This is a genomic window from Prolixibacteraceae bacterium, from assembly GCA_019856515.1.
In the GTDB taxonomy this organism is placed as follows: Bacteria; Bacteroidota; Bacteroidia; order Bacteroidales; family Prolixibacteraceae; genus Halosquirtibacter; species Halosquirtibacter xylanolyticus.
The window spans coordinates 2,220,265-2,246,338 of sequence record CP082230.1 but is presented as its reverse complement, the minus strand read 5'-3'; the positions used below and the strand labels follow the sequence as shown (position 1 = coordinate 2,246,338).

Genomic DNA, 26,074 nt, shown 5'->3' with positions numbered 1-26,074 from the left:
CAATGAATTGGCACAAACTAAGCCGTATTGGATGTGGAATGGATGACGCGTATGAAATATACCACGAAGGGAAATATAGCCACGGATTAGACGGATTATCACTGATCTGGTTGAAGTGCAAGAATGGGACAACCGCTGGGAACGCCGAGCTCCAGCTCGGCATCGTGTGTCAACCCTACTATCGAGCAACATGCTCGTGATGCAATCTGTCTATGCTGCAACATTCCCTGAAAGGGAAATAGAACTTAGCCCAGTGCGAAGCGCTGGGTATAGGTAATATAATTACAAGGAGGGCTGTAAGTCCGACCCCATCATTTTGTCAACATAGTACGCAGATGAATACTATGGTTGTGGCTCTCTTGTGGTACGATGCCGAGCAGGATCTCGGCGTTCCCATCGGTTTAGGTATCCCTTTCGTGCCAATAAATTGGCACAAACTAAGCCGTATTGTGTAAAATGAGGTTTTTAATGGAGGCCAATGATTGTATAAACGATAAGGTAGGAGTGCTTTGTTATTTTATACTGTTTGGGATAACCACTTGTTGATAAACAGATCCCCCTGTTCGGTCATCATTGACTCGGGATGAAATTGGACTCCTGTGATGGCAAAGGTGTGGTGTTCGATGGCCATGATACGTCCTGTTGGGTCGGCGGCTGTGATGTGTAGTGGCATGGCTTCTGGGATGGAATCGATAAACCATGAGTGGTAAAGTCCGACAATAGATGGACTTGGTAGGGATAGTTTGGGATGGGTGGTGCTGTCCCATATTATTTCTCGCTGTTGTCCGTGGACTACCTGTTTTAGTTGAGACAGTTTTGCCCCATAGAAGGCTCCGATGGCTTGATGTCCTAGACATACTCCTAGGATAACTTTGGTATCTTCAAATGCTTCTAGTATTTCGAACATCATGGGATGGTCTTTCGGAAGACTTGGGCCAGGAGAGAAGATAATATGACTAAATGGAGCCACGTCGTCGAGGGTCACATCTTTATGTGATATAACGATAACCTCTTCTGTTTGGATCTCGGCTTCTTCTACAAGTTGTCTGAGATTATATGTAAACGAATCGTCGTTGTCAATAATTAGCACACGCACCATCTATAGTTTCTTTTTCTTTGTTTGGATACAAAAATAGGAAAAGGGAAGATAGGATGAAAAACCTTTGGAGGTAAATTCACTCGGTTGTCTGAGAAGTGGATATAGAAAAGGTTGTCTTATCGAAATAAGACAACCTAAGAATAAAGAAAGTGAGGTAAGTTTTTGTTTACCTCTAAGTAAAATATAATAATTATTGAATGGTCTTGATAAAGTCATTGATACTCTTTGCAAATAGGGCTGGTTCATGAAACATCATATAGTGTCCAGATGCTGGAAATACGATATTTGTGATCTGATTTGCATCTACGACCCCTTCTACCTCTTTCTTTTGAGAAGCAGAAACTGCAAAGTCATACTTTCCCCATAGGGTAAGTATAGGCTTGGCAAATGCAGATACTTTCTGTGTGTTGTCTGTTTTAAGTATTTCGTTGAATAGTACTGAGTTGCTTAGGTATCCTCTTTGGTTAATAGCAAAGTCTTTGTGGTTATCTACCTTGATTAACACTTCAGGGATGTATTGTGTTACTTGGTAAGCAAGTGCGTTGGCATTGGTTTTGTTTGATTTGATTTGAGAGATCACTGTTTCCCAGTATTTGGTGTTCTCTTTTTTTGCCACACGAGTTTCTGCCTCTTTTAATACGTCAGCTTTGGTTTGTTCCATCAATGTTGTTCCATTGGTTACACCCCCAGCATCGATCCATGCAACAATTTTGTCTTTATGAGCTGCATCTTTTAGGTAAGAAGAAGTTAGCATTCCTCCCCAACTGTGTCCTAATAGAACAATTTTTTTACCTGGATAACGATCCTTTAATTGGTCGATCACTTTGTCTAGATCGTCAACATATTGTGCAATGGTAAAGTGTTTTTTGTCATCAGATCCTTTGGATGCACCTGAGGCTCTTTGTTGCCAATAGGCTACCATATGGTTTTTTTCGATGGCTTTGAATCCATCTCCTCCTTTGTATGTGCGGAAGTCTAAAACGTCAGATCCAGGGCCTCCGTGAACAGGTAGAAGGATGAAGTCGGAGTTCTCTTTTCCATGAATCCATACAGGCATGGTTTCAGCAGCATTCGTCACTTCGAATGTGGCTTTTGGGTATACTTTCTCAGCCGTTTTGTCTCCGCCCCCACATGCAACAAGCAGTGTGAGTGATATGATAGATAGTAAATAGCTAATCTTTTTCATTGTCGTCTATTTTGATATTTTAAATTAGAGAAACACTCTTCGATGCATGGAGTGTTATGGTTCTTTGTCTTAATAAGTCTGTTTTTGTTCGGAATGATTACATGTGGTTGAAAAAATGTGGAATGAGATGGTTGTTTGTTCTGGAAAGAGTATGATATAATCGGTATTGTTCGGGAGACGAAATGTGCTGTTGTTTGGAGCGTGTGATCTTTTGTTTGTTTAGATAAAAAGGTCTAATTTCGTGATGAAATGAAATTGTTATTTTGTTGGAGATATCATGTTTTTTATGATTGTTTATAATTCTCATCAATATTGAATTGGTCCATTAACCATGAATACAGATCTTATAGATAAGATGAATCGCCTGGGTGCGAGTAGAACGCCTTTTTTCTTTATGATAGACTATAAGGGGGAAGCGGGGGAGGTAACTCCATTGGATGCATTGGATCAAACTTCTGTTAAGTTTGATTTTAATGGCGTGAGCAATGGAACCTCGAAGCAAGAGCCTCTTGATGTTGTCTTGAATGCTAGCCCCGCATCGTTAGCTTCGTTTTCTAAGGCTTTTACTGTTGTGAGAGATGGCCTTCTGTATGGCGACTCGTTTTTGACTAATCTGACTATGAAGAGCCCCATAACACTTTCGGTGGATTTGGAGCGTCTGTATCATGGTGTACAGGCAAAGTATCGGTTGTTTGTAGCGAATAGGTTCCTCTGTTTCTCGCCAGAGAAATTTGTGGAGATACGAGGTCAGAAGATCTCCTCTTTTCCGATGAAAGGAACTATTGATGCTACCATTCCACATGCGGAAGAGATCATTATGAATGATGAGAAAGAGAGGTCGGAACATTTTACAATTGTCGACTTGATACGTAACGATCTAAGTAGTGTGGCAGATCATGTGAGAGTGAAGAAGTTTCGTTATGTGGATCGTGTGAAGACGCAAAATGGAGCTCTGCTACAAGTGAGTTCGCATATCGAAGGGGAGTTGCCCGAAGATTATCATGCCCATCTGGGGGATATCTTTAATAAGCTATTGCCTGCAGGTTCGATTACTGGAGCACCTAAGAAAAAGACCTGTGAAATTATTGCTGAAGCGGAACCCTCGGAGAGAGGGTTTTATACTGGAGTTGCTGGAGTATATGATGGAGCGCATCTTGACTCAATGGTGATGATACGTTTTATTGCACAGGAGGAGGATCGCTACTTTTTTCATAGTGGTGGTGGTGTGACTGCAATGAGTGATATGGAGGGAGAGTATGACGAATTAATAAAGAAGATATATGTGCCAATTTATTGAGACGATGTCTTTGAGTAATGGAGTGGTGGAGTATGTCGAATCTCATCAAGCACGTCTAGATCGTACGATGCATCACTTCTATCCTGCCTATCGTATTGATCTTTTGGATGTGTTGTCTTCTGTTGATTTGCCCAAGGATGGAGTGTATCGATTGACTGTCGCGTATGCAGAAAAGGTGGTCTCTATACAGTGGGTTCCGTATCAAATAAGAGATATCGAACGTTTTGTCTGTGTTGAGGCTGGTGAGATCATGTATGATTTTAAGTATAGAAATCGTGATGATTTTCAGCGTATCTCTGCTTTGTTAGGTGCGAATGAGGAGGCCGTGATTGTTCAAAACGGTATGGTGACCGATACTACTTATACCAATCTTGTTTTTTATAGAGATGGGGTATGGTGGACACCTAAGCAGTGTTTGTTGAAGGGAACACAGAGGCAGAGACTCTTAGATGATGGGGTGATTCACGAGACGGATATACCCGTTGCCTCGTTATCGCACTATACCCACTTTCGTATTATTAATGCGATGATGGGGTGGGAGAGTGCTCCTATGTATACTATTGATTTGATTCGAGTGTAGGTTGGATCTATTTTTGAGGGGATAACGTGTTTTTGTATCCGTTGATCTGAACGGATGTCTTGTGCTATTTAAATGGTTGAACCTCGCATGTTCTATTTGAGATATATTCAATAGAGACTACTCAAGGACGATCTCTTTTACAATCTCTGCTTTTAGATGGTTGTTTATGTTGCGCATGATGTGGTTGCGCATCATGTAGATGTCGTGTTTGATGATGGAACTGTCGACTTTGATGTGAAGCACTCCGCTCTTCATATATAGCTTTTGTGTGCGTTCCATGATGTTGGGTCCCATGATTTTTTGCCATGCCGCCAGTGCTTCTACTTCTTTTAGTTTGTCATTTAGAGGAGATCTCTCTAAATATTTCTCCAATACTTTACCAATGGGCTGGGGTGGATATTTGCGGTATTTCATGCTTTGGGATCGATTTCGGAAACTTCTCCTTGGTTTAACTGGAATATTTTATATTCGGCACCTTTACGATGAAAAATTTGATCAATATGCTCACGGTTGGTGTCAGAGATGAATATCTGTCCGAAATCATCTTTCGAAACTAGATCGATGATCTGTTCAACACGTTGGGCATCTAATTTATCAAAAATATCATCCAATACCAAGATTGGTGTTGCTTGGCTTAAATGTTTCATGAAATCGAATTGGGCAAACTTAAGAGAGATCAAGAAACTTTTGTTCTGTCCTTGTGAACCTATCTTTTTCATTAGATAGTCGCCTAGTTTTAGTTCTAAATCGTCTTTGTGTGGTCCCATAGTGGTGTAGCCCATCGCCAAATCTTTTTGACGACTCTCTTTTAAGAGCTGTTCGTATGGCGTGTGGTGCATTGACGATTTATATACTAAGTCTACTTGCTCTTGGCCTTTGCATATAAATTGGTAGTGCTGTTGGAAGATCGGAAGAAAGGTGTCGATGAAACTTGCCCTTGATTCGTAAATTCGCGTTCCGTAGTGAATGAGCTGTTGGTCGTATATAATTAGTGTCTCTTCGTCGAAATAGCGTTCGCTGGCAAATTGTTTCAATAGCTGATTGCGTTGAAGTAGTGTGCGATTGTAGGCAATTAGATCTTGAAGGAATGCTTTGTTGTACTGTGAGATGACTCCATCCATGAATTTACGACGAGCTTCACTACCTCCTTGGATCAGGTTTTGATCGGATGGTGAGATGATCACCAGTGGGAACAAACCGATGTGTTCGGAAAGCTTTTGATACTCTTTGTCGTCGCGTTTGAACTTCTTCTTTTGTCCTGATTTGTAACCACAGTAAAGGACCTCTTCTTCGCCATTTCGATCGTAAGCTCCCTGTAGCATGAAGAAGGCTTCATCGTGCTTTACGTTCTGCTTGTCAGAACTAGAGAAGTAGCTTTTGCAAAAAGAGAGGTAGTATATCGTGTCCAATATGTTGGTCTTACCCATCCCATTGTTTCCAATAAAACAGTTGAATTTGGCAGAGAAATCCAAGTCGGTTTGACCGATATTTTTGTAGTTAATTACAGAAAGATTCTTGAGATGCATGGGGTGTCTGATCCTTATTTCCTATTTTTACTTGCATAATTGCAAACAAAAGTATTAATTTTATAGCTGTGGAACCTAAATTAATGGTATTATTTGAGAGGATAGATTCTTTTTTTTCTTCAAAAAACATGCTACTTGTGAGATAATCACAATGAAATGTAGGTGTTTTTTATTGAAAAAAAATTATTTTTGCCTTTAATACAAAAGTAAGTTAACGCAAAATAGAATAATAAAATATAATATGAGCAAGCACGATCAAACGGATCAGGTGGATGAGAAATTTCACGAGATTGAAGAGAGCCTAAACTCTGCCGAAGTTTTTATGGAAAAGAATAGCAAGAAATTGACTATGGGCTTTGGAGCCTTATTTCTTCTTGCTGTAGTGATTATCGGATATTTCAAATACTATAAAGCACCTCGTGAAGAGAAAGCACGTGTTGAGGTATTTGTAGCACAAAATAACTTTGAGCGTGATTCATTCGATATTGCATTGAATGGCGATGGCAGTGGTAATAGTGGTTTCCTTGATATCATTGATAACTATGGTGGAACACCAACTGCAAATATGGCAAACTATTATGCTGGTATCTCTTATTTACAATTAGGTAAATATGAAGATGCGATCAAATATTTGTCAGATTTCTCTACGGATGATCGTATGCTTAAGCCTATCGCTATTGGAGCACAGGGAGATGCATATGCTCAATTGGATAATACAACTAAAGCTGTTGAAATGTATGTGAAAGCAGCTAATAGTGTGAAGAACGATATGACCACACCACTTTATCTTTTCAAAGCGGCTAAGCTTAGCGAAATGAATGGAGATAAAGCAAACGCGGTGAAGTATCTTGAGATTGTTAAGAAAGACTATCCTAAGAGTAACGAAGCACGTGTGGTAAATAAATATATCGAGCGTTTGAAATAATAGAGTTTTTACTCTCTTTTAAATAAAGAAAATCCTTCCCGTCGGAAGGATTTTTTTTATTTTTGTATATCACTATTATTAATTATCATGGCTACAAAAAACTTATCAGAGTACGATTTTGATGCAGTACCTGCTGCAAAAGGAATGAAAATAGGGCTAGTGGTAGCAGAATGGAACTACCATATCACCGGTAATATGGCGCAAGGAGCAAAAGACACTTTGGTGAAACATGGTGTTGCAGAGGAAGATGTGATAGTGAAGCATGTTCCAGGAACTTTTGAGTTGCCATTGGGAGGTCAGTGGATGGCTGAATATACAGATGTGGATGCTATTGTGCTGATCGGATGTGTAATTCAAGGTCAGACACGGCATTTTGACTTTGTGTGTGATGGTGCGACTAAAGGTGCTACAGATCTAAATCTTAAATATAATAAACCATTTATTTTTTGTGTATTGACCGATAATACGGAACAGCAGAGCTTAGATCGTTCTGGAGGTAGATTGGGTAATAAAGGAGATGAAGCGGCTATTGCTGCTATTAAAATGGTGGATCTAAAAAGACAGTTCTAATACCATATCGATCTCTATTCTACGTTGATAATTTTGTGTGGATTCGTTGGGATCTATTCTTTGTCATGTAGTGTATATAAATTGAACAAGAAGGAGTTTTCATTTTGTAATGGATGCTCCTTTTTTTATGCCTAAGTGTGAAGGTGTTGTTATGAAAATATAATACTATTTTGTGTTATACAAATTATGTCAAATGATATTTTAAGGATATGGATTGTGCTGCGTGATGTTGTTGTTTGATGGATTTTTTATTTGTGATTTTGTTTGGTTAATGTTTGTTTTAGAGGTGATTAATAGTTAAATTAGGATTCAGATTTAATTAATCGCCTTAGATATGCAACGCTTTTCCCTTACAAGAGTTATTCTTTTGATTGTTTCGCTGTGCTTTTATTGGAGTTCTTTTGGTTTCAATGAATTTAGTTTCCAAGAGATGCTTTCTGATACTGTTGTGTGTGTGAATTGTGGTGATAATGATGATTTTGATGGAGATGGAGTTCTCAATAAAACGGACTTAGATGATGATAACGATGGTATATTAGATGAATACGAATCGTTTGAAGAGATTAAAACTTTTAATAATGGGGGCTTTGAAGAATATTCCGTAAGCCCTAGGAATCTTGCTTTTATTCATGTTGGTGAGGGGGATAATGGGTTGGGATGGCAAACTACCGATAGCAAGAACGAGATTGAGGCATGGAGTAGTGGTTATGAGCGGGTAAATGCTTTTGAGGGAGATAAATTTGTAGAGCTAAATGCCAATAGTGCTTCTCGGTTGTTTCAAGTATTTAAGGTTAAGCCAGGGGAGTTGATTTATTATAGGGTGTCGCATAGAGCTAGAAGATATAATTGGAGACAATCGAAGGAGGATGTCATGGATATTTATATCTTTTCTGATGATCCTACTGATCCTGATAGCCCTAACAGGAAAGTTGATCCTGGAGTTGAACCAATTCGTACTGTTAGTACAACAGATAAATGGCATACATATACTGGACATTATCGTGTTCCAGAAAATACATCCTATGTACAGCTTGGGTTTATGGCGCGATCAACTGCATCAGGAAATGCCTCTGTGGGTAACTTTATCGATGATGTCGCTTTTTATAGGGAGCCAGATTCTGATGGGGATGGTTATCCAGATAGATTAGATCGAGATGCAGATGGAGATAAATGTTGGGACTGTAAAGAGTTAGGGTTTGTCGATTCTGATAATGATGGTGTCCCTGATGAGGGTAGGCCAATTGATGTTGATACTGAAGGTCGATTGATGATTTATGATGGGTGGTTTAATTGGCATCTTTTTGATTATTCAGTAAGTAGATTAAGGCCACAGGTTGATGTAGCTGTGGCGACAGAATTAGACTGTTTTAAGAAGTATGCAGTCAAAGATTTGGTGAGTTATAATGCGCTATATTGTGATGACTATCATTTTACTCCGGATTCAATCTCTAATAACGACTTTTCAAATGACGGTTGTGTAAACCATCCGGAAAAAAAGGTGACTGTTTCAAGGATACTACCCTGTGGTAGAGAGTTTTCAATTCCTTTTAATCTATTATTGTATTTGAGAGATTGTGTGCCTCCAGATTTTCGTGTGACAAACTATGAGAAGCTTGATCTTTGTCATGCTGTAGGGGAAGGTTTAGATGTTAATCCTGGTGATTATGTTACGGGATTACATGATAATTGTGACCAAAATAGTCGTCTTGAATCTGTACTTCGTGTGGTAGATAAGAAGAGTAATGCTATTGAAATATTTCACCCTTCTGATGATGGTAAATATCATCTGAAAGTTGAAGAACGAGACCGAAATAAAGATTATGATTTCTATTTAAGTTTTATTGATTCTAGTGGTAATGGTTCAGAGTTTAAAAAGATCTGTTGGTATCATGTGGTTGCACCTTTAAAACCATTAATGATAAAGTGGAAGTGAGAATGATCATGTATAATTAATTGGTAAAATGTGTTATGTTAATTATGTAAATTATTACTTTTGTGCAATAATGTCGTACATAAAATATTTATACGATGAATCGTACAACTACTATCTCACTACTCTTTACATTTTACATTCTTTGTTGTACTTCTGTTGTATTGGCACAGGTGGCCGGATCACAGGATTACGATAATGACGGAGTTATTAACTCCATTGACTTAGACGATGATAACGACGGTATTCTTGATGAATTTGAGGATATGTGTGGTTTAGAAACCTTCAGAAATGGAGATTTCGAGAATTATCGTGGTGTTGTTCCTAATAATAATTGGAGAGCGATAAGAGAAAATATTGCCTTGTATCAATGGCAGACTACTGCTAGTGACCATATGATAGAGGTTTGGGACAATGGTTTTACGGGAGTTCCTTCGTATGACGGAGAGACTTTTGTTGAGTTAAATGCAAATCAAAGTTCTAGACTTTTTCAAGTCTTTGCTGTTCGTCCGGGAGAGTTACTAACATGGAAAGTGGCACATAGAGGGCGTTCGGGGATAGATTGGATGAATATCTATATATATCCAGAGTCAAATCCTAATCGACCAACAAAAGGACGCTTGCCGTCTTCTGCAATACAGAGAAGTGTCTCTACTGGAAAAAATGGATGGAGTTTGTATGAGGGAACATATCAGGTTCCTAAAGGTGTTTCAAATATCCAATTAGGTTTTGAGTCGATAAGTACTGCAGGTAGAGATAATACGGTTGGTAACTTTATTGACGGTGTAGGTTTCTTTCGTGAATGTGATACAGATAAGGATGGATTGCCTGATCGATTAGATAATGATTCAGATAATGATGGATGTAATGATGTAATTGAGGCTGGCTATCCCGATCCTGATAATGACGGTATGCCTGGACGAGGATCACAATCTGTTGATGCTAAAGGTCGTTTGAGGAATCATGATTATTCAAGAGATAATTTGACGCCTAATATTGATTTGCCGGCATTAAGCTATGATATGGTTAATAAAACGGGTTTGGATGTTCGTTGGATTACATCTAATCGTCAGACTTATGGCGATTGTGAGAATATTGAGGCATCTCCGGATGTGATCCACTTCAATGCTAATGAGTGTGGAACGGTAAGAAAGAGCGTTACGCTTACTCGTATCCTGTCTAATGGTGCAAGATTTGAAAGAAATGCCACTTTAACTTTCAATATAAGAGATCGAATAAAGCCTGATGTGCAATTAAAGACAACACACAATTTCAAAGTCTTCGATAAATGTGATACTGAAGTTCCCTCAACTCCTTTGAATCTTCAAAGAATGCTTCAGTATGCTAGAGATAACTTTACCACTTCTAATCGTCTGACATATTGGATTCAATTACAGTCTTTAGATTATTTGATAATAAAGAACTGGACAAATATTAATGCATCTAATTGGACTGTGGATGCAAATTGGAATAACTATCGTATCTATTTAAAGGTTCAAGATGAAGCAGGCAATGATTCAAGGTCGTTGTACTATGGTACAGTCCGAATCTACCGTGCTCCAGATAGTGTTACGATAAGTGAATTAAAGTAATATGTTAAAGATGTTTAAGTTTAAAACTATATTAACATAAATAATGGTTTATGTCGTTATAAGTGAAGTATTAACGTAGTTTATCTTTCACTTATTAAAATGAACCAAAAAGGCTTAAAAAGATTAAGAGATTTTTTGGTTATTGTTGGACTTATTATTTCGGTAATAAGTGGACCACCGGCAATGGCTAAAAAGGCGAGAAAGGAGTATCCATCTGTGTTCAATTGGGGAGCAGTGAAACATGGACGAGATTCGCTAACTTATAGCGTAGATAATTGTTGTCCCCAATTTTTAAATAATAAGATTGTTATCCCTGTCACTCTGATGGCTATGGGAGGGTATATGTGGACGCAACGTAATCAGGTAAAGACGATGCGCGATACATATTTGAATGGATATTCGTACCATATTGATGATTACATGCAGTATGTACCAGGTGTTTTGGTATATGGACTGAATGCTGTCGGAGTTAAGGGACACCACACGGTAAGTAGGGCATCATTATCATTAGGGATGAGTTTAGTGATCATGGGGGCTACAGTGAATATATTGAAATATTCTGTAGCTGAACCACGCCCAGATGGGTCAGCAAACAACTCTTTTCCATCAGGACATACTGCTATGGCTTTTACTATGGCGACATTCCTTCATAAAGAGTATGGAGTATATCGAAGTCCTATTTATAGTATGGTGGGATTTGCTTTGGCTGGTGCTACAGGGATATACCGTGTGTTGAATAATAAACATTGGGTGTCTGATGTGATGTTTGGAGCTGGTATTGGTATCTTGAGTACTGAAGCTGGATATGCGCTTACACAATGTATGATGGGGGACAAAGGAACACGTTCTATAGAGAACCGTAAGACGACACGTTATAGAACCGATAAGCCTCATTTTACGAGGATATATATTGGTCGAACGATGCCTCTTGGAGATCTTAGTGATCAATATTCTCCTGAAATACATGCTAGTCATGGTGTTGAATTTGGAATGAAGGCGGGCTACTTTATTACCCCACACTGGGGTATTGGAGGAGAGATCAATGCAACATCATTCTGGACACATGCAAGGAAGGATTTGCTTAATGCTAGTCCTGGTTTAATGGGTAGTGCTTCTGCTTTGATTGGACCTGCATATAGTACTATGGTAGGGAATTATTGGCGTGTAGATGCCGATTTACTTGGAGGATATTGGTTGGGAGCCAAGAACAAGATTACTTCACTTGATCCAGATGCATCTGTAAATGGAGTACCGTTAACTGTTACTTGGACTCCTAAGTCATCATTTACATGCAGTACTTCGTTTGCTATACACCGGATGCTTGGTTCAAATTTTGGTATTGGAGCATACGGACGTTATGCGATTGCGCAACCCACTTTTTCAATGGAATATAATCATCCAGTAGATGACCCTGATGAGATAGGAGATTTTAACTGGCAACAGTGGAGTGTTGGTTTATCTCTGACAGGTTATTTGTGGTAATGGCAGTTTAGTCTATCAACATAAATATATAAAAGTGTCAATATGTCATTGTCTGATGAGACAATGTATGTTTTGGCACTTTTTTACGTCTAAAATGTCGTGTTTCATTTTTGGCACAACATTTGATTTGACCCTATGCAGAGTTTTTAATAGAAAAAATCGTATAACTATATATTATTCGCACTATGCAAGGAAAAATTGGAGTTACTAGCGAGAATTTATTCCCGATTATTAAGAAGTTCTTATACTCGGATCATGATATCTTTTTAAGAGAGATTGTATCCAATGCTGTGGATGCTACACAGAAACTAAAAACATTGGCTTCTGTTGGACAGTATAATGGAAATACAGAAAATCTTAAAGTTCGTGTGTCTATCGACAAAGAGGCACAGACATTGACTATTTCAGATAATGGTATTGGACTTACTTCCGAGGAGATGGATAAGTATCTTAATCAGATCGCTTTCTCTGGAGCAACCGAGTTCTTAGAAAAATATAAAGATGATGCCAATGCAATTATTGGACACTTTGGATTAGGTTTCTATTCATCTTTTATGGTTTCATCGAAAGTAGATGTAATTTCTCTTTCTCACAAAGAGGGTTCAACTGCAGCTAAATGGAGCTGTTCTGGATCTCCTGAGTATACTATAGAAGATACAACGAGAGCTGGTGTAGGTACGGATGTCGTGATGCATATCAACGAAGAGTCGAAAGAGTTCTTAGAAGAGGCACGTATACAGAACCTACTTGATAAATATTGTAAATTCCTTCCAATAGAGATTGTTTTTGGAGAGAAGAAAGAGTGGAAAGATGGTAAAGAGGAGTCTACTGGAGAAGAGAATGTCATTAATGACACACATCCTGCTTGGACAAAGAAACCTGCCGACCTAAAAGAAGAGGACTATACCAAGTTTTATCGTCAGCTATATCCAATGGGGGAGGATCCAATGTTCCATATCCATTTGAATGTAGACTACCCATTTAATTTAACAGGTGTTCTTTATTTCCCACGTTTAAAAAATAACGTAGAGATTCAAAAGAATAAGATTCAGTTGTACTGTAACCAAGTATTCGTTACAGACCATGTTGAAGGAATTGTTCCAGAGTTCTTGACTCTACTTCATGGGGTGATTGATTCTCCAGATATTCCATTGAACGTATCACGTTCTTACCTTCAGAGTGACTCTAATGTAAAGAAGATTTCTAGTCATATTACTAAGAAAGTAGCAGATCGTTTACATGAAATCTTCAAGAACCAAAGAGAAGACTTCGAAGCGAAATGGGATGATTTGAAGATTTTCATTGAGTATGGAATGTTGAGTGAAGAGAAGTTCTATGATAGAGCAATGAAATTCTATTTGTTAAAGAATACGGATGGAAAAGCATTCACATGGGAAGAGTATGAGAATATCATCAAAGAGAACCAAACAGATAAGGATAATAAGATGGTTTACCTGTATGCTACAGATCAAACAGAGCAATACTCATTCATTGAAGCTGCCAAAGCCAAAGGATATGATGTATTGTTGATGGACGATATGTTAGCTACACATATGTTGAACAAATTAGAGCAGAAGTTTCCTGAAAAACGATTTGTTCGTGTTGATTCGAATGTAGCTGATAAACTCATCGAGAAAGAGAATGAAAATAAGCAAGAGCTTACGGCTGAGGAGAAAGGTGAATTAAGCCCTATCTTTGAAGTGGTTACTCCATCAGAACAAGGTGACTTTATGATCGATTTTGAAGATCTAGGGGAAGATGCTCAACCGATGGTTATCACACAAAATGAGTTTATGCGTCGTATGAAAGATATGTCATCTATGCAGCCAGGCATGAATATGTATGGTGATATGACTGATCGTTATAATCTTGTTGTAAATATTGCTCACCCGTTAGTGAAGCAGGTGTTCGAACAAAAAGATAGTATACTAGGGGCTGATCTAGAGAGATTTGCTGCTGAGATACAGAGTAAAAAATCAGAGGTAGAGAGTCTTAATAAGCTGAAAGAAGGTAAGAAAGAGGAGGAAGTATCTCAAGAAGAGAAAGACCAAATGACGGAATTAAACAACGATCTATCTAAGTTAGAACAAGATCGTCGTATTAAGCTTCAATCGTTCGGTAAAGACTCTGCTCTAGCTAAACAACTTGTTGACTTAGCACTTCTAGCGAACAACATGTTAAAAGGAAAAGCACTTAATGAATTTGTTCAACGAAGTGTACGAATGATTAAGTAAGCTTCGATATAAGATTTCTATTTAAGAGGTATAATAAAGGGGGGAGGCTATGTCTCTCCCTTTTTTGTTTTTTTTATCTTTTTTACCCCTTGGTCACTTTCTTCGGCTTCTAACTCTCCATTTTATTCTGTAGATTCGTTACATTCTTCCAGTCCCTTGGAAAACATACATTAATCATTATAATTATGAAAGTAAGAATCGCTTCCTTCATGTTAGCTTTGCTGGGTGTCACTTTTTTTATACCTAAAGCAAAGGCAAACATAATTAAAACAAGTAGTCGTATTATGACCTATAATATTCGCTACGATAACCCTAACGATGGAGAACAGTCGTGGAGCCACCGCAAAGACGGTATATTAGCCCTTATAAAATACCATGATCCACAAATACTTTGTGTGCAAGAAGCACTAAACAGTCAAGTAAAAGATCTTAAGTCTGGGCTTGATCACTACGGTTTTGTTGGGGTTGGGCGTGATGACGGTCAAGAGAATGGCGAATATGCTGGTATCTTCTACGATAAAGACAAATATAGCCGGGTGGAGGATGGACACTTTTGGTTGTCTGCCACATCGAATAAAGCATCTATAGGATGGGATGCTGCTTGTATTCGTATCTGTACATGGGTAAAACTCCGTGATAAGATGACACGAAAGCTTCTTGTTGTTTTCAATACACATTTCGATCATGTAGGTAAAAAAGCACAGAGTGAATCGGCGAAACTAATTGTAAGCAAAATCAGAGAACTTACCGAACAAGGTAAATATAGCTACGTGCTTACAGGGGACTTTAATATGGAGCCTCAGGCGAACGCAATACAATATTTGTCAAAGAAGTATGACGATGCAAAGAAAGTCTCTTATACTAAGCCATATGGCCCTAATGGGACTTTTAATCGTTTCGATTTCAATCATCCTCTGGATAGCCGTATCGACTATATTTTTGTCAAAGAAGGATTAGAAGTCGAACACTATGCAGTTCTATCAGATTCCAAAGATCTTCACTACTATTCAGATCATCTGCCCGTAGTTATTGATTTACGTTACTAAATAGTCATATTATATTTGGATTGAACTATAGCGTATCATGACTATGTCATATTGAAATTATACACAAAAATAGAGGTGTTATTTTCATATGATAATATGTTTCAGGTCGTTGTAGGTGAGGTGTGATGATGTAAAATAGATCTTTAATTGGAATAATAAAGACATAACAAAGGGGTGCCGATATGGTACCCCTTTGTTTTTAGCAGTGAATCTATATACAATATTACCGTTTCATCCCCCACTGATCAAAAAGCGTCTGTGCTGCCGATCTTAGATCATATGCTATCTTGGGATTATCTGAAATACGACTCTTGTCCTGATAGTACCCCATAACCTTTTTACGCAAAGTAGGTGTGTCAAGATTTAGTGCAAGAATAGTGTTGAATAGATGACAAAACTGATATTGATTGCCATCGATATCAAAAAGATGTATCAATGCATCCATACTCTCTTTTTCATAACCAAGAGGGTAGAGAGCCTCAATCGCTGCTACCTTTACATCAAAGCTTGGATCTTTTAGTAAAGTCAAAGCCTTTGTGGTAATCTTCTTGTCATCTCGTTTGTTAAATATCATTCCGTTTAATCCCCAGTATCTTATTGAAGGATTACTCGCATTAAACATTCTTAGTAATTTATCATTTCTGACATTAGGGGTCATCGCCTTTTCTGCTGCCGTAATAATTTCCTTATTCTTTATATTTCGAACATAATCATAACCATCACAATTTTCATTATAAGACATCAACTCCCCTTCAGGTATAAATCCAGTATCATGGGTTCTGATCATCCATTCGTGATTCACTTTTCTCATACGCTTAAGCACCTCTTGATATTGTGGGTTATCAGCCAAATTGTCTACTTCCCAAGGGTCTCTCTCCACATCATAAAGCTCTTCTATTGGACGAGGTTCCCAGAAGGCAGATTGTACTTTGTTACATCTTCCAGCCAAATATTCTCTCTCCCAAGAGCGTGTCGATGGTGCCTTCCATAGATAGTTTAAGTGTTGTCCAGAAATTTTGTATGGCATAAAATTACGAATGTAACGATATCTCTTATCTCTCACAGCACGAACTAAGTCATACTTCTCATCCATACGTCCTCGATACATATGAACATACGTTTTGGGTTTTAAAGCACCCTTTCCCATAAACGCTTTCCCTTGCATATAATTAGGGATCTTAACGCCACATAAAGAGAGCATTGTTGGTGCTAGATCCACAAAACTCACTAATCTATCCGTATGTTTTCCAACACCCCAGGGGTTTAGATGTGCATACTTTGGAGGGAAATAGGCAATCATTGGCACCTTTGTTCCTGTCTCATACAAGAAACGTTTTGAACGTGGCAACACACCTCCGTGGTCCGAATAGTATATTACTATGGTATTATCTGCTTCTCCATCTTTCTCTAGTTCAGCCAATATCTCGCCGACCTGTCTATCCATCTCGGTGATCTTATCATAGAATTGGGCCCAGTCATGACGAACAGCTTTGGTGTCTGGATGATATGGTGGGACCACCATCTTCTTAGGATCATGTTGTAGTTTCTCCATAGGTATTGAGTCGTGAATACAACTCTCATGGCTAACCACCAAATTCTTTATATGAAAGAAAGGTTGTCCTTTTGCTCTATTACGATAGGATGCTTTAGGTGACGAATCATTCCACACTCTTAGTTCATTCGAGGTGTTATAATCTTCTTTCTTATTATTAGTGCAGTAGTACCCCTCCTTACGAAGGTAGATAGGGAACCCTTTCACGAAAAGAGGCATGGGATGGTTACTTCTCATATGTTCCGTCCCCATTGAAGTCGAGTACATTCCCGTAATGATTGTATTACGTGCAGGTGCACACACAGGAGCATTAGCAAAAGCATTATTAAAAATAACACCCTTTGACGCCAAACGATCTAAGTTAGGAGTCGTTGCATTCTTATCCCCATAACAGCCTAAATAAGCGCTATTATCCTCACTCGTAATCCAGAGTATATTAGGTTGTTCCTTCTTATTGTCTTTTTTCTTAGATGTACAAGAAAAAAGAGTCATCACACCTGTAATAATCATTACAGAGGCCTTGATCTGTTTAAAATGTCTCATTGATTTAGTCGTATTATAGGTTTTTCAATTGGTAGAGAATCTCGTAATTAGAGAGATTCTCGTATATGAACGGTGGTTGGAATCGTTGTGCGCCCTTTAACATCGTTGACGATATAACTAGCCGCGACAGTACCCATTTTTTCGAAATCAGTACTAATCACAGTGATGCCGTTGCCAATAAATTGTTTCATGGGGGTTTCGTTATAGGATACGACTCCTACATCTTCTCCTAAAACAAATTTCTTCTCTTTAGCAATCGATAATAATGTAGCCAGATCGATATCTTCAAAAACAATATAAGCCGTATTTGCTTCTAATTTAAACTGGTGCATATCATTGGTCTCTTCAAAATGTAAACCATGTTGGTTGCAGAAGAGCTTAATATGATTAACAGTCTCATATGGGTGGTAGGTATAGCTAGGATAGATACAATGAATGGCCTTATATTTTGCAAATAGGTGTTTAATCTCCTGCATACATTGAGATGCAGATACCCCAAAATCTTGATTCAAAACATTACTTGTATGACCTGTTTGTGTATCCCAATCAATGAACGTTAACTTGTTCGAATCCAACTGAGAGGTTATAGTCCTTACACTCGGATGGTCAAAATTCATAATCACATATTTACTATATTGACCTGCTGCATTCGAGATGATAGTTTCAAAAGTATCAATATTATAGTGATGAAAATGAACATCGACAATATAGTCACTTGGTAGAGACTTAATAATCGCACCATAAAGCACCTCTTTATATGCTTTAAATGTATCCAAAAATAGAAATACACGCTTTTGCTCTTTTGCTACAAAATAGCCTTTATTCGGAATCGACTCGATTACACCTCGATCTTTTAACTCTGCATAAGCCTTAAAAACCGTATCTCTAGACAACGAAGAACTCTTAATAATGCTATTCACCGATGGCAGAGCATCTCCCGCTTTTAACTCTCCTGATTGGATGGCAGACGCAACAGCATGAACCAGTTGTTTGTATCTTAAGATTGTAGAATTGGGGTCTAATGTAAAATTAAAATCACTCATTGTTATCTCATTTTATTTATGGATTAATGCAAATTTAGAATAATCTTCAATAAGAACAGATTATCTTGTCGATATTTTGAAGACCCAGAAATAAATAATATAGTTGTGTAACAGTGTATTTCAACGTATATACAACAAAAAAGAGGGCATAATGATTATGCCCTCCCAAACAACATTAATTGTTTCGTTTTAGTGTATAATTAATTTGCTTTTGTCTATAACTTGCGAAGATTTCATTATTGTGATATTGTAAATACCTACATTTAAATCATTCGTGTTTATAACAAATCGATTGCTGGTAATTTGTTGTTGACTTATTATCTTACCATCCATCGTTGAAATCTGTAAAATCATTGATGGTTCTACATCAAAGTTTAAATGTGCATTGCATATATCACCTTGCTTTACCGGATTCGGGTAGATGCTTAGAACCTGACCTTTAGCTGTGTTATTCTGACCGAATTCTATTTTTAACGGATTAGTCAATGACCCAACAACTTTGTCATTTTCATAAGAAATGGTCTGTTCTGAAAGATATGTCTTTCCTGTGATTTGATCCGTTAGTTCAAAGATAACATTACTAACTTGATTGTCATCAGCCTTTAGCATATAGAACTGGTACTTACTAGTCAATTCGTCTTTGATGTCAAAGAAGTTACGCCCAATAATTTTTCCATCTATTATTGCATCCACAATATAATCATCTGAGTTAAGTAATTTCCCATTTAGATAACTTTGCCCCACAACTGTCATCGTATTTCTAACATTAGATTGGATAACTTCTTCAGATGTAATAGATGCAGACTTGGTCATTGCAATGGTTTCATCAAGTAAATTAGAGTCATATATCTCGTATCCTTTTCCTGGTTCAATCATCGTTACACTACCTCTCCAAGATGATTTGTCCGTTCTTAAAGACGAAAAATCATCTTCATGTCTAATAACCACACCACCTAATAAAGGACTTTTGTTAATAGCATCTTCAATACTCATACTATTAACTTTATGTACTGCCACCCAGTTAAATAGAGTGTTATCATATGATGATGTTGACAAAGCATACGATTCATTATTTATAGCTCCCTGAACTTGAATAATATCATTGTTAGGAACATATATCTTATAAGCCTTATCTGGACTTATTGTGTATACTTGTCCAGACCATGAATCCAGGTCTGCACTATAAGTACTAAAACCATCATTGATATGTTTAATTTGTGCTCCATCTTGTGTGATATCACCTAAAACATAAGGCAATTGAAGATTCGATGGAGTAACATTAAACGATACAAAGTTCCATCCACTATACAATCTAATATATTGGATTGCTTGGTCTGCATGTAAAACGATAGGGGTATCCGCGCTTCCTAGTAAACTATTGTCATTAAATGTTTCAGTCTCCTTCGCGGTGTACATTATACCTTCGGAATCGTCCCACATTTGGAATGTTATTGTGCCTCCGTTCTGTACATCAGACTCTACGGTGATATAAGAACAGTATTCATTAGCATTCGTATCATAGTATAATGAAGAGCTTCCAACTACCTGTCCATCTATATAAGCTGTAACATAGTCTCGTTCATCCTCTGATAGAGGTATATTTGCTGTATTCGACGGAGTAAACTGTGAAAAGATGTGCATCTGATACGCTTTAGATTCAGCAGTAACCATCTCTGGTCTATCTGATTTTACGATTAAACGTAAGTCGATACTTTTATTATAGCTCTTGTCATTCTCATCAATTTGTACTGTAATGATACCTGTAAGAATCCCTGATGGGATGTTGCTATCAATATCAAATTGAATAGGGAAATTTCCATTGGCACCTACAACACCTTCTGAAATAATTGGTGTAATATATTTACTCAAGGAGTTTGCAATAACCTTAAACGATGCACTTTCTGAACTATTATTAATTAAGACTGGAGTTAGACTTGCCTGTTCATTTTTAATGATAATTGCAACGAGACTATTTTCTTTCCACCTAACAAGAGATCTGTCAAGTGTAATGTCAAAGCTTTTATCATCCGTTAGTAGGTGTCCATTTATATCAGAGATATTTCCTGATTGAGCTGTTATTCTGTATGAAAACCCTTCATATTGATCAGCATTTGGAATCGTTAAATAAGCTCTATTTTGAATGATATCAGCATCTTCATACGATGTGTTGATAACGGTAGATTTGTCGTAACTTAGTTTTTCCACTTTGAATTGTGCAGAAGCTAGCTCTTTCGTGAAAGTAACCTCCATTAGTGGATCTCTTAGCCATCCATTGTCGACATTTGTCCCTACAATCACAAACTCATTGTGATCAATAACGCCTGGTACCACATTCGAGTAGTTTCTTATTTTTAGATCATTGCAATAAGTCGCAGCCCTCAATAGATAATTACCACCATCTAATGTGCTTACATCTACAGAGATGTGTTTTCTAGGGAAATCACCAATGGCATCTCCCATATAGGTCTTTAGACTACTCCAGTTGTTGTCACCAACTTTCTTATATTCAATTTCAATATAGCTCATCTCCTGTGAATTAGGATCAAACCCCGTCAATGTAATTGGAATCTGATTGTCCACATAACTGTTCACAATCCAATTGTCTGCTGGAGATTCTATATAGATAGGATCACAGTTCGACTCCCAACTTGCTGTAAGTTCTACACTCGAAGCATCAGGGGTTGATTTGCCTAGTTCGGACATAATAGAGGCGCGAAGATCTTCTGTTTTGTAAACATCAGTCATGCAGTTCGGTGTTGCAACCAACTTAATATCTAACGATCTTGTGTTTGGTCCAGGAATAACCTCTACTGTAACATCTTTGGTCTCCCCAAAAGGAATATCTATTGAATATGTATTTGCCAATCCAAATACTTTTTTTCCACCAACTTTTATTGTCGCACCTGAATCTTGACCTTCTAGTACGTTTATAGAATAAATACGCCCCTCCTCACTTTGGCTATCGTTATTTAACCTCACAGTGTATACAGCACTCTTTCCTTCTGGAAGGTTAGCAAGAGCAACATCTCCAAGTGCACTCATTTTTATTCGGTCTCTAGCTTGAGTAAATGGTTCGTTTGGACAGCTACTCGTACCTGATACCGTTTGGAATACATAGGTCTTATATTTAGGATCTTCGGTTACATTGATCGTGAAATAGTCACCAGCACTACTGTCTCCAAGGTGGAATCCTGTTGTAAGGTTCTCTACTTTGGTGTTTAGCTCATTGGTTTCTTTTGAACTATCATTGACATATAGGGCATTGACTTCTATTTTCGCAAGGTCCATTAATGGGTTTACTCCTGTGAATAGAGCACCAACTTTGGTTTCAACTTCCCAGTGGTATGCCGAATTCCTAGTCGTAGAAGTACTTTTATCTCTAGAATAGTCGTAGTTGTTCCCTCCACTGAATGTAAGATTCGAAATACTACTTTCATTTTCACCTAATGCTTCTCCACCAACAAAGATACGTCTTTGATTGTCAGATATCACTTTTGTCCAGTTTGCTTTAGATGCAGTGAATATCCCTTCGTTAGTAATTAACTTACTCTCTTGGTCAGTGATGCTTAGGTTTTGACTTACTTTCTCTTTCAACTGAGCAATGTTCTCTAGCATTGCATCTAGTGCCGGGATAACTTTGGTCTTCACATGATATACACTAAGAATATATCTTGTTTTGAACCCTGGCGATACAGTAAAACTATTTTCGGTAGTCGGCTCGTTTACGCCATCGTAACCAAGTCTTTTACTTTTAGAGTAAACAAAGTTAAGGGCTGAACCAATGATAACGTCTGCATCTTCCCCTGTACCTGTTAGGTCATTTGTTGTAGAGATAGATTCATTGAAGGTCGTAGTATAGATATCTTCATTTTCAGTGATGAACCCTTCCTTGTGTGCAATATCGGCCTGAACACCAATACCTATATTCATCACTGGAGTTGGTATCGCGAATTGGAATAGGTTATGACTGTCGATGCCGTTAAGATTTGCACCCTTAAATACAGTACCAGTAGTAAGGCTCATCCCTTTTTGAATGAAGGCGTAACTTTCGTCTCCAGGAGGGTCATGGAGGATGAATTCAGGTAATGCTAGTTCATTTGTAATGAATGTCGGTTCTAGTACTTTTTCTCCCAATATCAGACTCCATTTTTCCGTAGAGATAACATCCTCATAGTCTTTAATAATAGCTGTAAGACTAACATTCTTTTGATAACCATGAGGCTCATCCCATGGTCCGTTGATATTTGCGTTCCCAGCTGTTATGGTGTAATTATATGTGCCATCTAAAATGGTATATTCCTTTTGTTGCTTGTCTGAGATAACATCATTAACCAATAGTTTCGCTTCTTCAACACCACACTGGTGAGCCATGATACGGTAATAATCATACTTCTCATTCAGTTTTACTTTTACGTTATATTCTTCCCCTTGCTCCATGGTGAAGATATCTTCATTGAAGGTCTCTCCTTCAAATTGAACTTGGTGTGAACCTGCTGGGGTGTCCCATGCTGTCGATTCTAGAGTCATAACAATTTCTTGACGATATCTAAAATCAGCTCTTACAGCAAGCGTATCAGTGATCTCCTCTCTTACTCTTGTCTCACCTGTTTTCTCATTGATAACATCTACACTCTGCACTTTTACTGTATCGCGTTGCGTTAAATCAATGTCAATTTCATTAAACGAATCAATAATATTTTGTTTTACACTATTGAAATTGTCTAAATCTAATTGAGTAGCACCACTATTAGTGATCCTAAGATCTACCACTTTAGCTTTATAATAGGTTGCAGGAAGATTAAAGACAGCAGTCCCACTATTATCAATGGTGACAGTTTGTTCTCCACATATATTTCCCAATGCATCTGCCCTTAACAGCTGTACATCTACTTCATCAGCAATAGGATTCTCACAACCACTCAAAACCGATAGTGTCAGCTCATCTGTCTGCTGATCATGGAAAATAAATGGATTGTCATCGTTATTGGTATCTTTAGCAAGATCTAGGTCAATCACTTGATCAAATTGGTGGTTCTTGTAATTTATACCAATGGTATTCTTTAAACTTGGATTAGGAGCCTGAATGATATATTCAAAAGATCCATCCGCTTTAGTTTGTGTATCAGTCTTCTCGCCATTAAATTCAACAAAAGCTCCTTCTATAGGACACCCATCTACCATAACTCGTCCATACACAGGTAAAGATGAGTAGTCTTGAAATAAAATATCATCCTGTTTATTGTCTTCAATAGATAAAGTCCTAGTAACTGTAATGGGGCTAATATTTGAGTCTTTTTTATCTGTTGAAATAATAAACTCAGTTTCTTCGTTATAATAGACCTCATCAACATAGAAATACCCTTCTTTATCTGTATCTACAACTTTAGCAACATCTAAATTATATAAGTTGTCTCCTGGCAAATAAATGAAAGATGCTGTACCTTTCGCTTTATATCTTACCGAAAGTCCTTTATCGCCAATCTTGTTGATATAGTTTGCTTGTATATGGTGAAACCCTGCAGTTAAGTGAATAACCTTCGTAGGGGATCCAGTATAAATAGTTCCCACAGTGACCTCTACTCCATCAATTTTTAATACAGCGGCATCATCAATATATCCAAAACCAAAGTAATATTCCCCTTCTTCTTCTATCAATAACCATGATTCCAGTATTGCACCTTGTGCAGATGAACCTATTATACTTGAGTTAAAAGAGGTTATTACTCCTTCTGATGAAGGTGTCAAACCATCAAGTGTCCTCGCTTTAGCAACGAGGTCTCCACTTACACTCCCAATGTTAGTATATTTCCTATATTTCACAGTATTAGGTATACCTGTCATAATTTTGACTGGTACTCCAGGTACCCCTTTTTCACTTTCGGCAATCTTAACGTGACCACTCAATACTCCATTGGGATTAATAACGCCACTTGAACTTAGTACTTGTTTCTCTGTTAGGTCATTCATCGCTCGTATTCGGAGATCATAAGGATTTCCTGGGACCATATTGAATGTAGGAGTCCAATCATATTGATCTGTTGTTGCAGATAGCTCTTCAACAAGCGACCAACTTGTGGCTCCTTCTGGCTTATACTCAAGTCGTATTATATTATGATTTGATGTGTAATTTACATCCCATTTTAAGGACATTGAAGTACGTCGTGTGTCTACTTCAAAATTATCGATCATACCTTCCACTACTATTTCCTGACTTACCCATGAGGAAGTACTTGAAGGACAACTGTTAAATCTTGTATTTCCATTTGTACCATTCGTTTGACTATATCCTCCAGGAAAATGAGTGCAGACTTCATATTTATAACGAGCAGATGGTCTAATATCTCTTGAATCTGTATAACTTGTAGTACCTCCATTAAGTTCAATGGTTGATGTCGACCCACTATTAAGATCCGTACGTTTTATTTTAATTTTGTACTTATCTGTGGGAACATCAGTTGCATTACTCCACCTGACTAAAATAGTATTGTTGCTCTTTTGAAATAGAAGTGCAAAGTTGTACGGTTCTTTTAACGGAGCTGTTCTCATTCCGATGGATTTCATACTCCATGTCGCACAATGTCCGTAATCGGCTTTGTATTTACCTCCAATAGATATCCCTCCATTAGGGTATACTTTTACTCTTACAGTTCTTTCTCCCCAACCATTTTCTAATGGTCCTACTTCATACCAATTACTATTGAACGCTTGTAATGGTTGATTTTTTAAATTACCGCATTCATAAAAACGACTTGATAGCTCCATTTTATAAACAATCTCATAGTCATTGTGAGATTCTAATCTCGTTAAATTGACAGGGTGAGATTGGGAATAACTTTGAGCTAATGATGTTATAGGGTAGATAAAATACCCAATAACAAACAATGAGGCTCGCATTAAAAGCATGAACCTCTTAAATGATAGACATTTTTGCATAATTTACAATTTTAGTTGATTCGTTCAACTATTAGTTTTAGTGAACATTCTTAACAACCTCTTGACATTTTATTGCAAGTATATCCTTGGGGGAAAGAGATACTAATTTCGTAATAAAACGTGTCAATAACTTTCAAAATGTTATTAAAAATAGGAACGCAAGCTAATTATTGTATTTATATCAAATATTGCATATGTTAACTATTGTGATTGTGTATCAACGATTGTTAGTGTTGTTTGCATAGTGCAAATATCTTGTAATGCAATGATAATGGGAGGGGTTCCTGTTATAAAATAGATGGTTTGTATATAATCTGTGGCTTGTATGAATTAACATAATATATGGTTGCCTCTATATATTATAATATTTGTTTGATATTTTATGTGTAAATAAGTGAATTTTATACTCTATTATTAAGAGTTATATGAGATGAAATATGAGGATCTATGTGTCAAATGATCACATAAAGGTATTGGTAATATGTTAATCTGAAAGTGTGTGGTAGTTTATTGTTGGGATGTGAATACGTTGATGT

The 26,074-nt window shown here is 37.5% G+C and carries 16 protein-coding genes; 9 read left to right on the top strand and 7 right to left on the bottom strand.

Translation table 11 applies throughout. The annotated features are described in order from the left end of the window. Positions 1–517 precede the first annotated feature (517 nt). A complete protein-coding gene (locus tag K5X82_07925) occupies positions 518–1,099 on the bottom strand; it encodes an aminodeoxychorismate/anthranilate synthase component II (protein QZT38819.1) in 582 nt (193 codons plus the stop codon). Between the two features lie 190 nt (positions 1,100–1,289). Next, on the bottom strand, positions 1,290–2,285 hold the full coding sequence (locus tag K5X82_07920; protein ID QZT38818.1) for an alpha/beta hydrolase: 996 nt from the start codon (positions 2,283–2,285) through the stop codon (positions 1,290–1,292). A 331-nt stretch (positions 2,286–2,616) separates the two neighbouring features. Between K5X82_07920 and K5X82_07915 the strand changes: the two genes are divergently transcribed. Both K5X82_07915 and K5X82_07910 read left to right on the top strand, forming a co-directional pair. After that, a complete protein-coding gene (locus K5X82_07915; protein QZT38817.1) occupies positions 2,617–3,582 on the top strand; it encodes an aminodeoxychorismate synthase component I in 966 nt (321 codons plus the stop codon). Continuing rightward, on the top strand, positions 3,566–4,162 hold the full coding sequence (locus tag K5X82_07910; GenBank protein QZT38816.1) for an aminotransferase class IV: 597 nt from the start codon (positions 3,566–3,568) through the stop codon (positions 4,160–4,162). The genes K5X82_07915 and K5X82_07910 overlap by 17 nt, the downstream gene beginning before the upstream one ends. A gap of 117 nt (positions 4,163–4,279) precedes the next feature. Here the strand turns inward: K5X82_07910 and K5X82_07905 are convergent, their stop codons facing one another. Next, positions 4,280–4,576: a DUF721 domain-containing protein gene (locus K5X82_07905; GenBank protein ID QZT38815.1), complete on the bottom strand. Its 297-nt coding sequence runs from the start codon at positions 4,574–4,576 to the stop codon at positions 4,280–4,282. Further along, positions 4,573–5,688 carry a DNA replication/repair protein RecF gene (locus tag K5X82_07900; GenBank protein QZT38814.1) on the bottom strand — a complete coding sequence of 372 codons (1,116 nt, stop codon included), beginning with the start codon at positions 5,686–5,688 and terminating at the stop codon, positions 4,573–4,575. The genes K5X82_07905 and K5X82_07900 overlap by 4 nt, the downstream gene beginning before the upstream one ends. Positions 5,689–5,929: 241 nt before the next feature. Here K5X82_07900 and K5X82_07895 point away from each other — a divergent pair, with 241 nt between their 5' ends. The 7 genes from K5X82_07895 to K5X82_07865 all read left to right on the top strand — a co-directional run bounded on the left by K5X82_07895 (position 5,930) and on the right by K5X82_07865 (position 15,467). Then, positions 5,930–6,613: a tetratricopeptide repeat protein gene (locus tag K5X82_07895; protein ID QZT38813.1), complete on the top strand. Its 684-nt coding sequence runs from the start codon at positions 5,930–5,932 to the stop codon at positions 6,611–6,613. An 87-nt stretch (positions 6,614–6,700) separates the two neighbouring features. Next, on the top strand, positions 6,701–7,183 hold the full coding sequence (ribH, locus tag K5X82_07890; GenBank protein QZT38812.1) for a 6,7-dimethyl-8-ribityllumazine synthase: 483 nt from the start codon (positions 6,701–6,703) through the stop codon (positions 7,181–7,183). A gap of 334 nt (positions 7,184–7,517) precedes the next feature. Further along, a complete protein-coding gene (locus tag K5X82_07885) occupies positions 7,518–9,116 on the top strand; it encodes a hypothetical protein (GenBank protein QZT38811.1) in 1,599 nt (532 codons plus the stop codon). Positions 9,117–9,211: 95 nt separating this feature from the next. Continuing rightward, positions 9,212–10,705, top strand: a complete 1,494-nt coding sequence (locus K5X82_07880) for a hypothetical protein (GenBank protein ID QZT38810.1) — start codon at positions 9,212–9,214, stop codon at positions 10,703–10,705. Positions 10,706–10,804: 99 nt separating this feature from the next. Next, on the top strand, positions 10,805–12,187 hold the full coding sequence (locus K5X82_07875) for a phosphatase PAP2 family protein (GenBank protein QZT38809.1): 1,383 nt from the start codon (positions 10,805–10,807) through the stop codon (positions 12,185–12,187). Positions 12,188–12,372: 185 nt separating this feature from the next. After that, a complete protein-coding gene (htpG, locus tag K5X82_07870) occupies positions 12,373–14,421 on the top strand; it encodes a molecular chaperone HtpG (protein ID QZT38808.1) in 2,049 nt (682 codons plus the stop codon). Positions 14,422–14,606: 185 nt separating this feature from the next. Next, entirely contained in the window at positions 14,607–15,467 is an 861-nt protein-coding gene (locus K5X82_07865; protein QZT38807.1) for an endonuclease/exonuclease/phosphatase family protein, read from the top strand. 223 nt (positions 15,468–15,690) lie between these two features. Here the strand turns inward: K5X82_07865 and K5X82_07860 are convergent, their stop codons facing one another. The 3 genes from K5X82_07860 to K5X82_07850 form a co-directional block, all read right to left on the bottom strand. Further along, positions 15,691–17,562 (bottom strand): sulfatase, encoded by a 1,872-nt coding sequence (locus K5X82_07860; protein QZT38806.1) that lies wholly within the window; start codon positions 17,560–17,562, stop codon positions 15,691–15,693. A 47-nt stretch (positions 17,563–17,609) separates the two neighbouring features. After that, complete coding sequence (locus tag K5X82_07855; protein ID QZT38805.1) at positions 17,610–18,605, bottom strand: GntR family transcriptional regulator; 996 nt, start codon at positions 18,603–18,605, stop codon at positions 17,610–17,612. Between the two features lie 189 nt (positions 18,606–18,794). After that, the gene (locus K5X82_07850) at positions 18,795–25,538 is read right to left on the bottom strand and encodes a T9SS type A sorting domain-containing protein (protein QZT38804.1); all 6,744 of its coding nucleotides are present in this window, start codon (positions 25,536–25,538) and stop codon (positions 18,795–18,797) included. Positions 25,539–26,074: the final 536 nt, after the last annotated feature.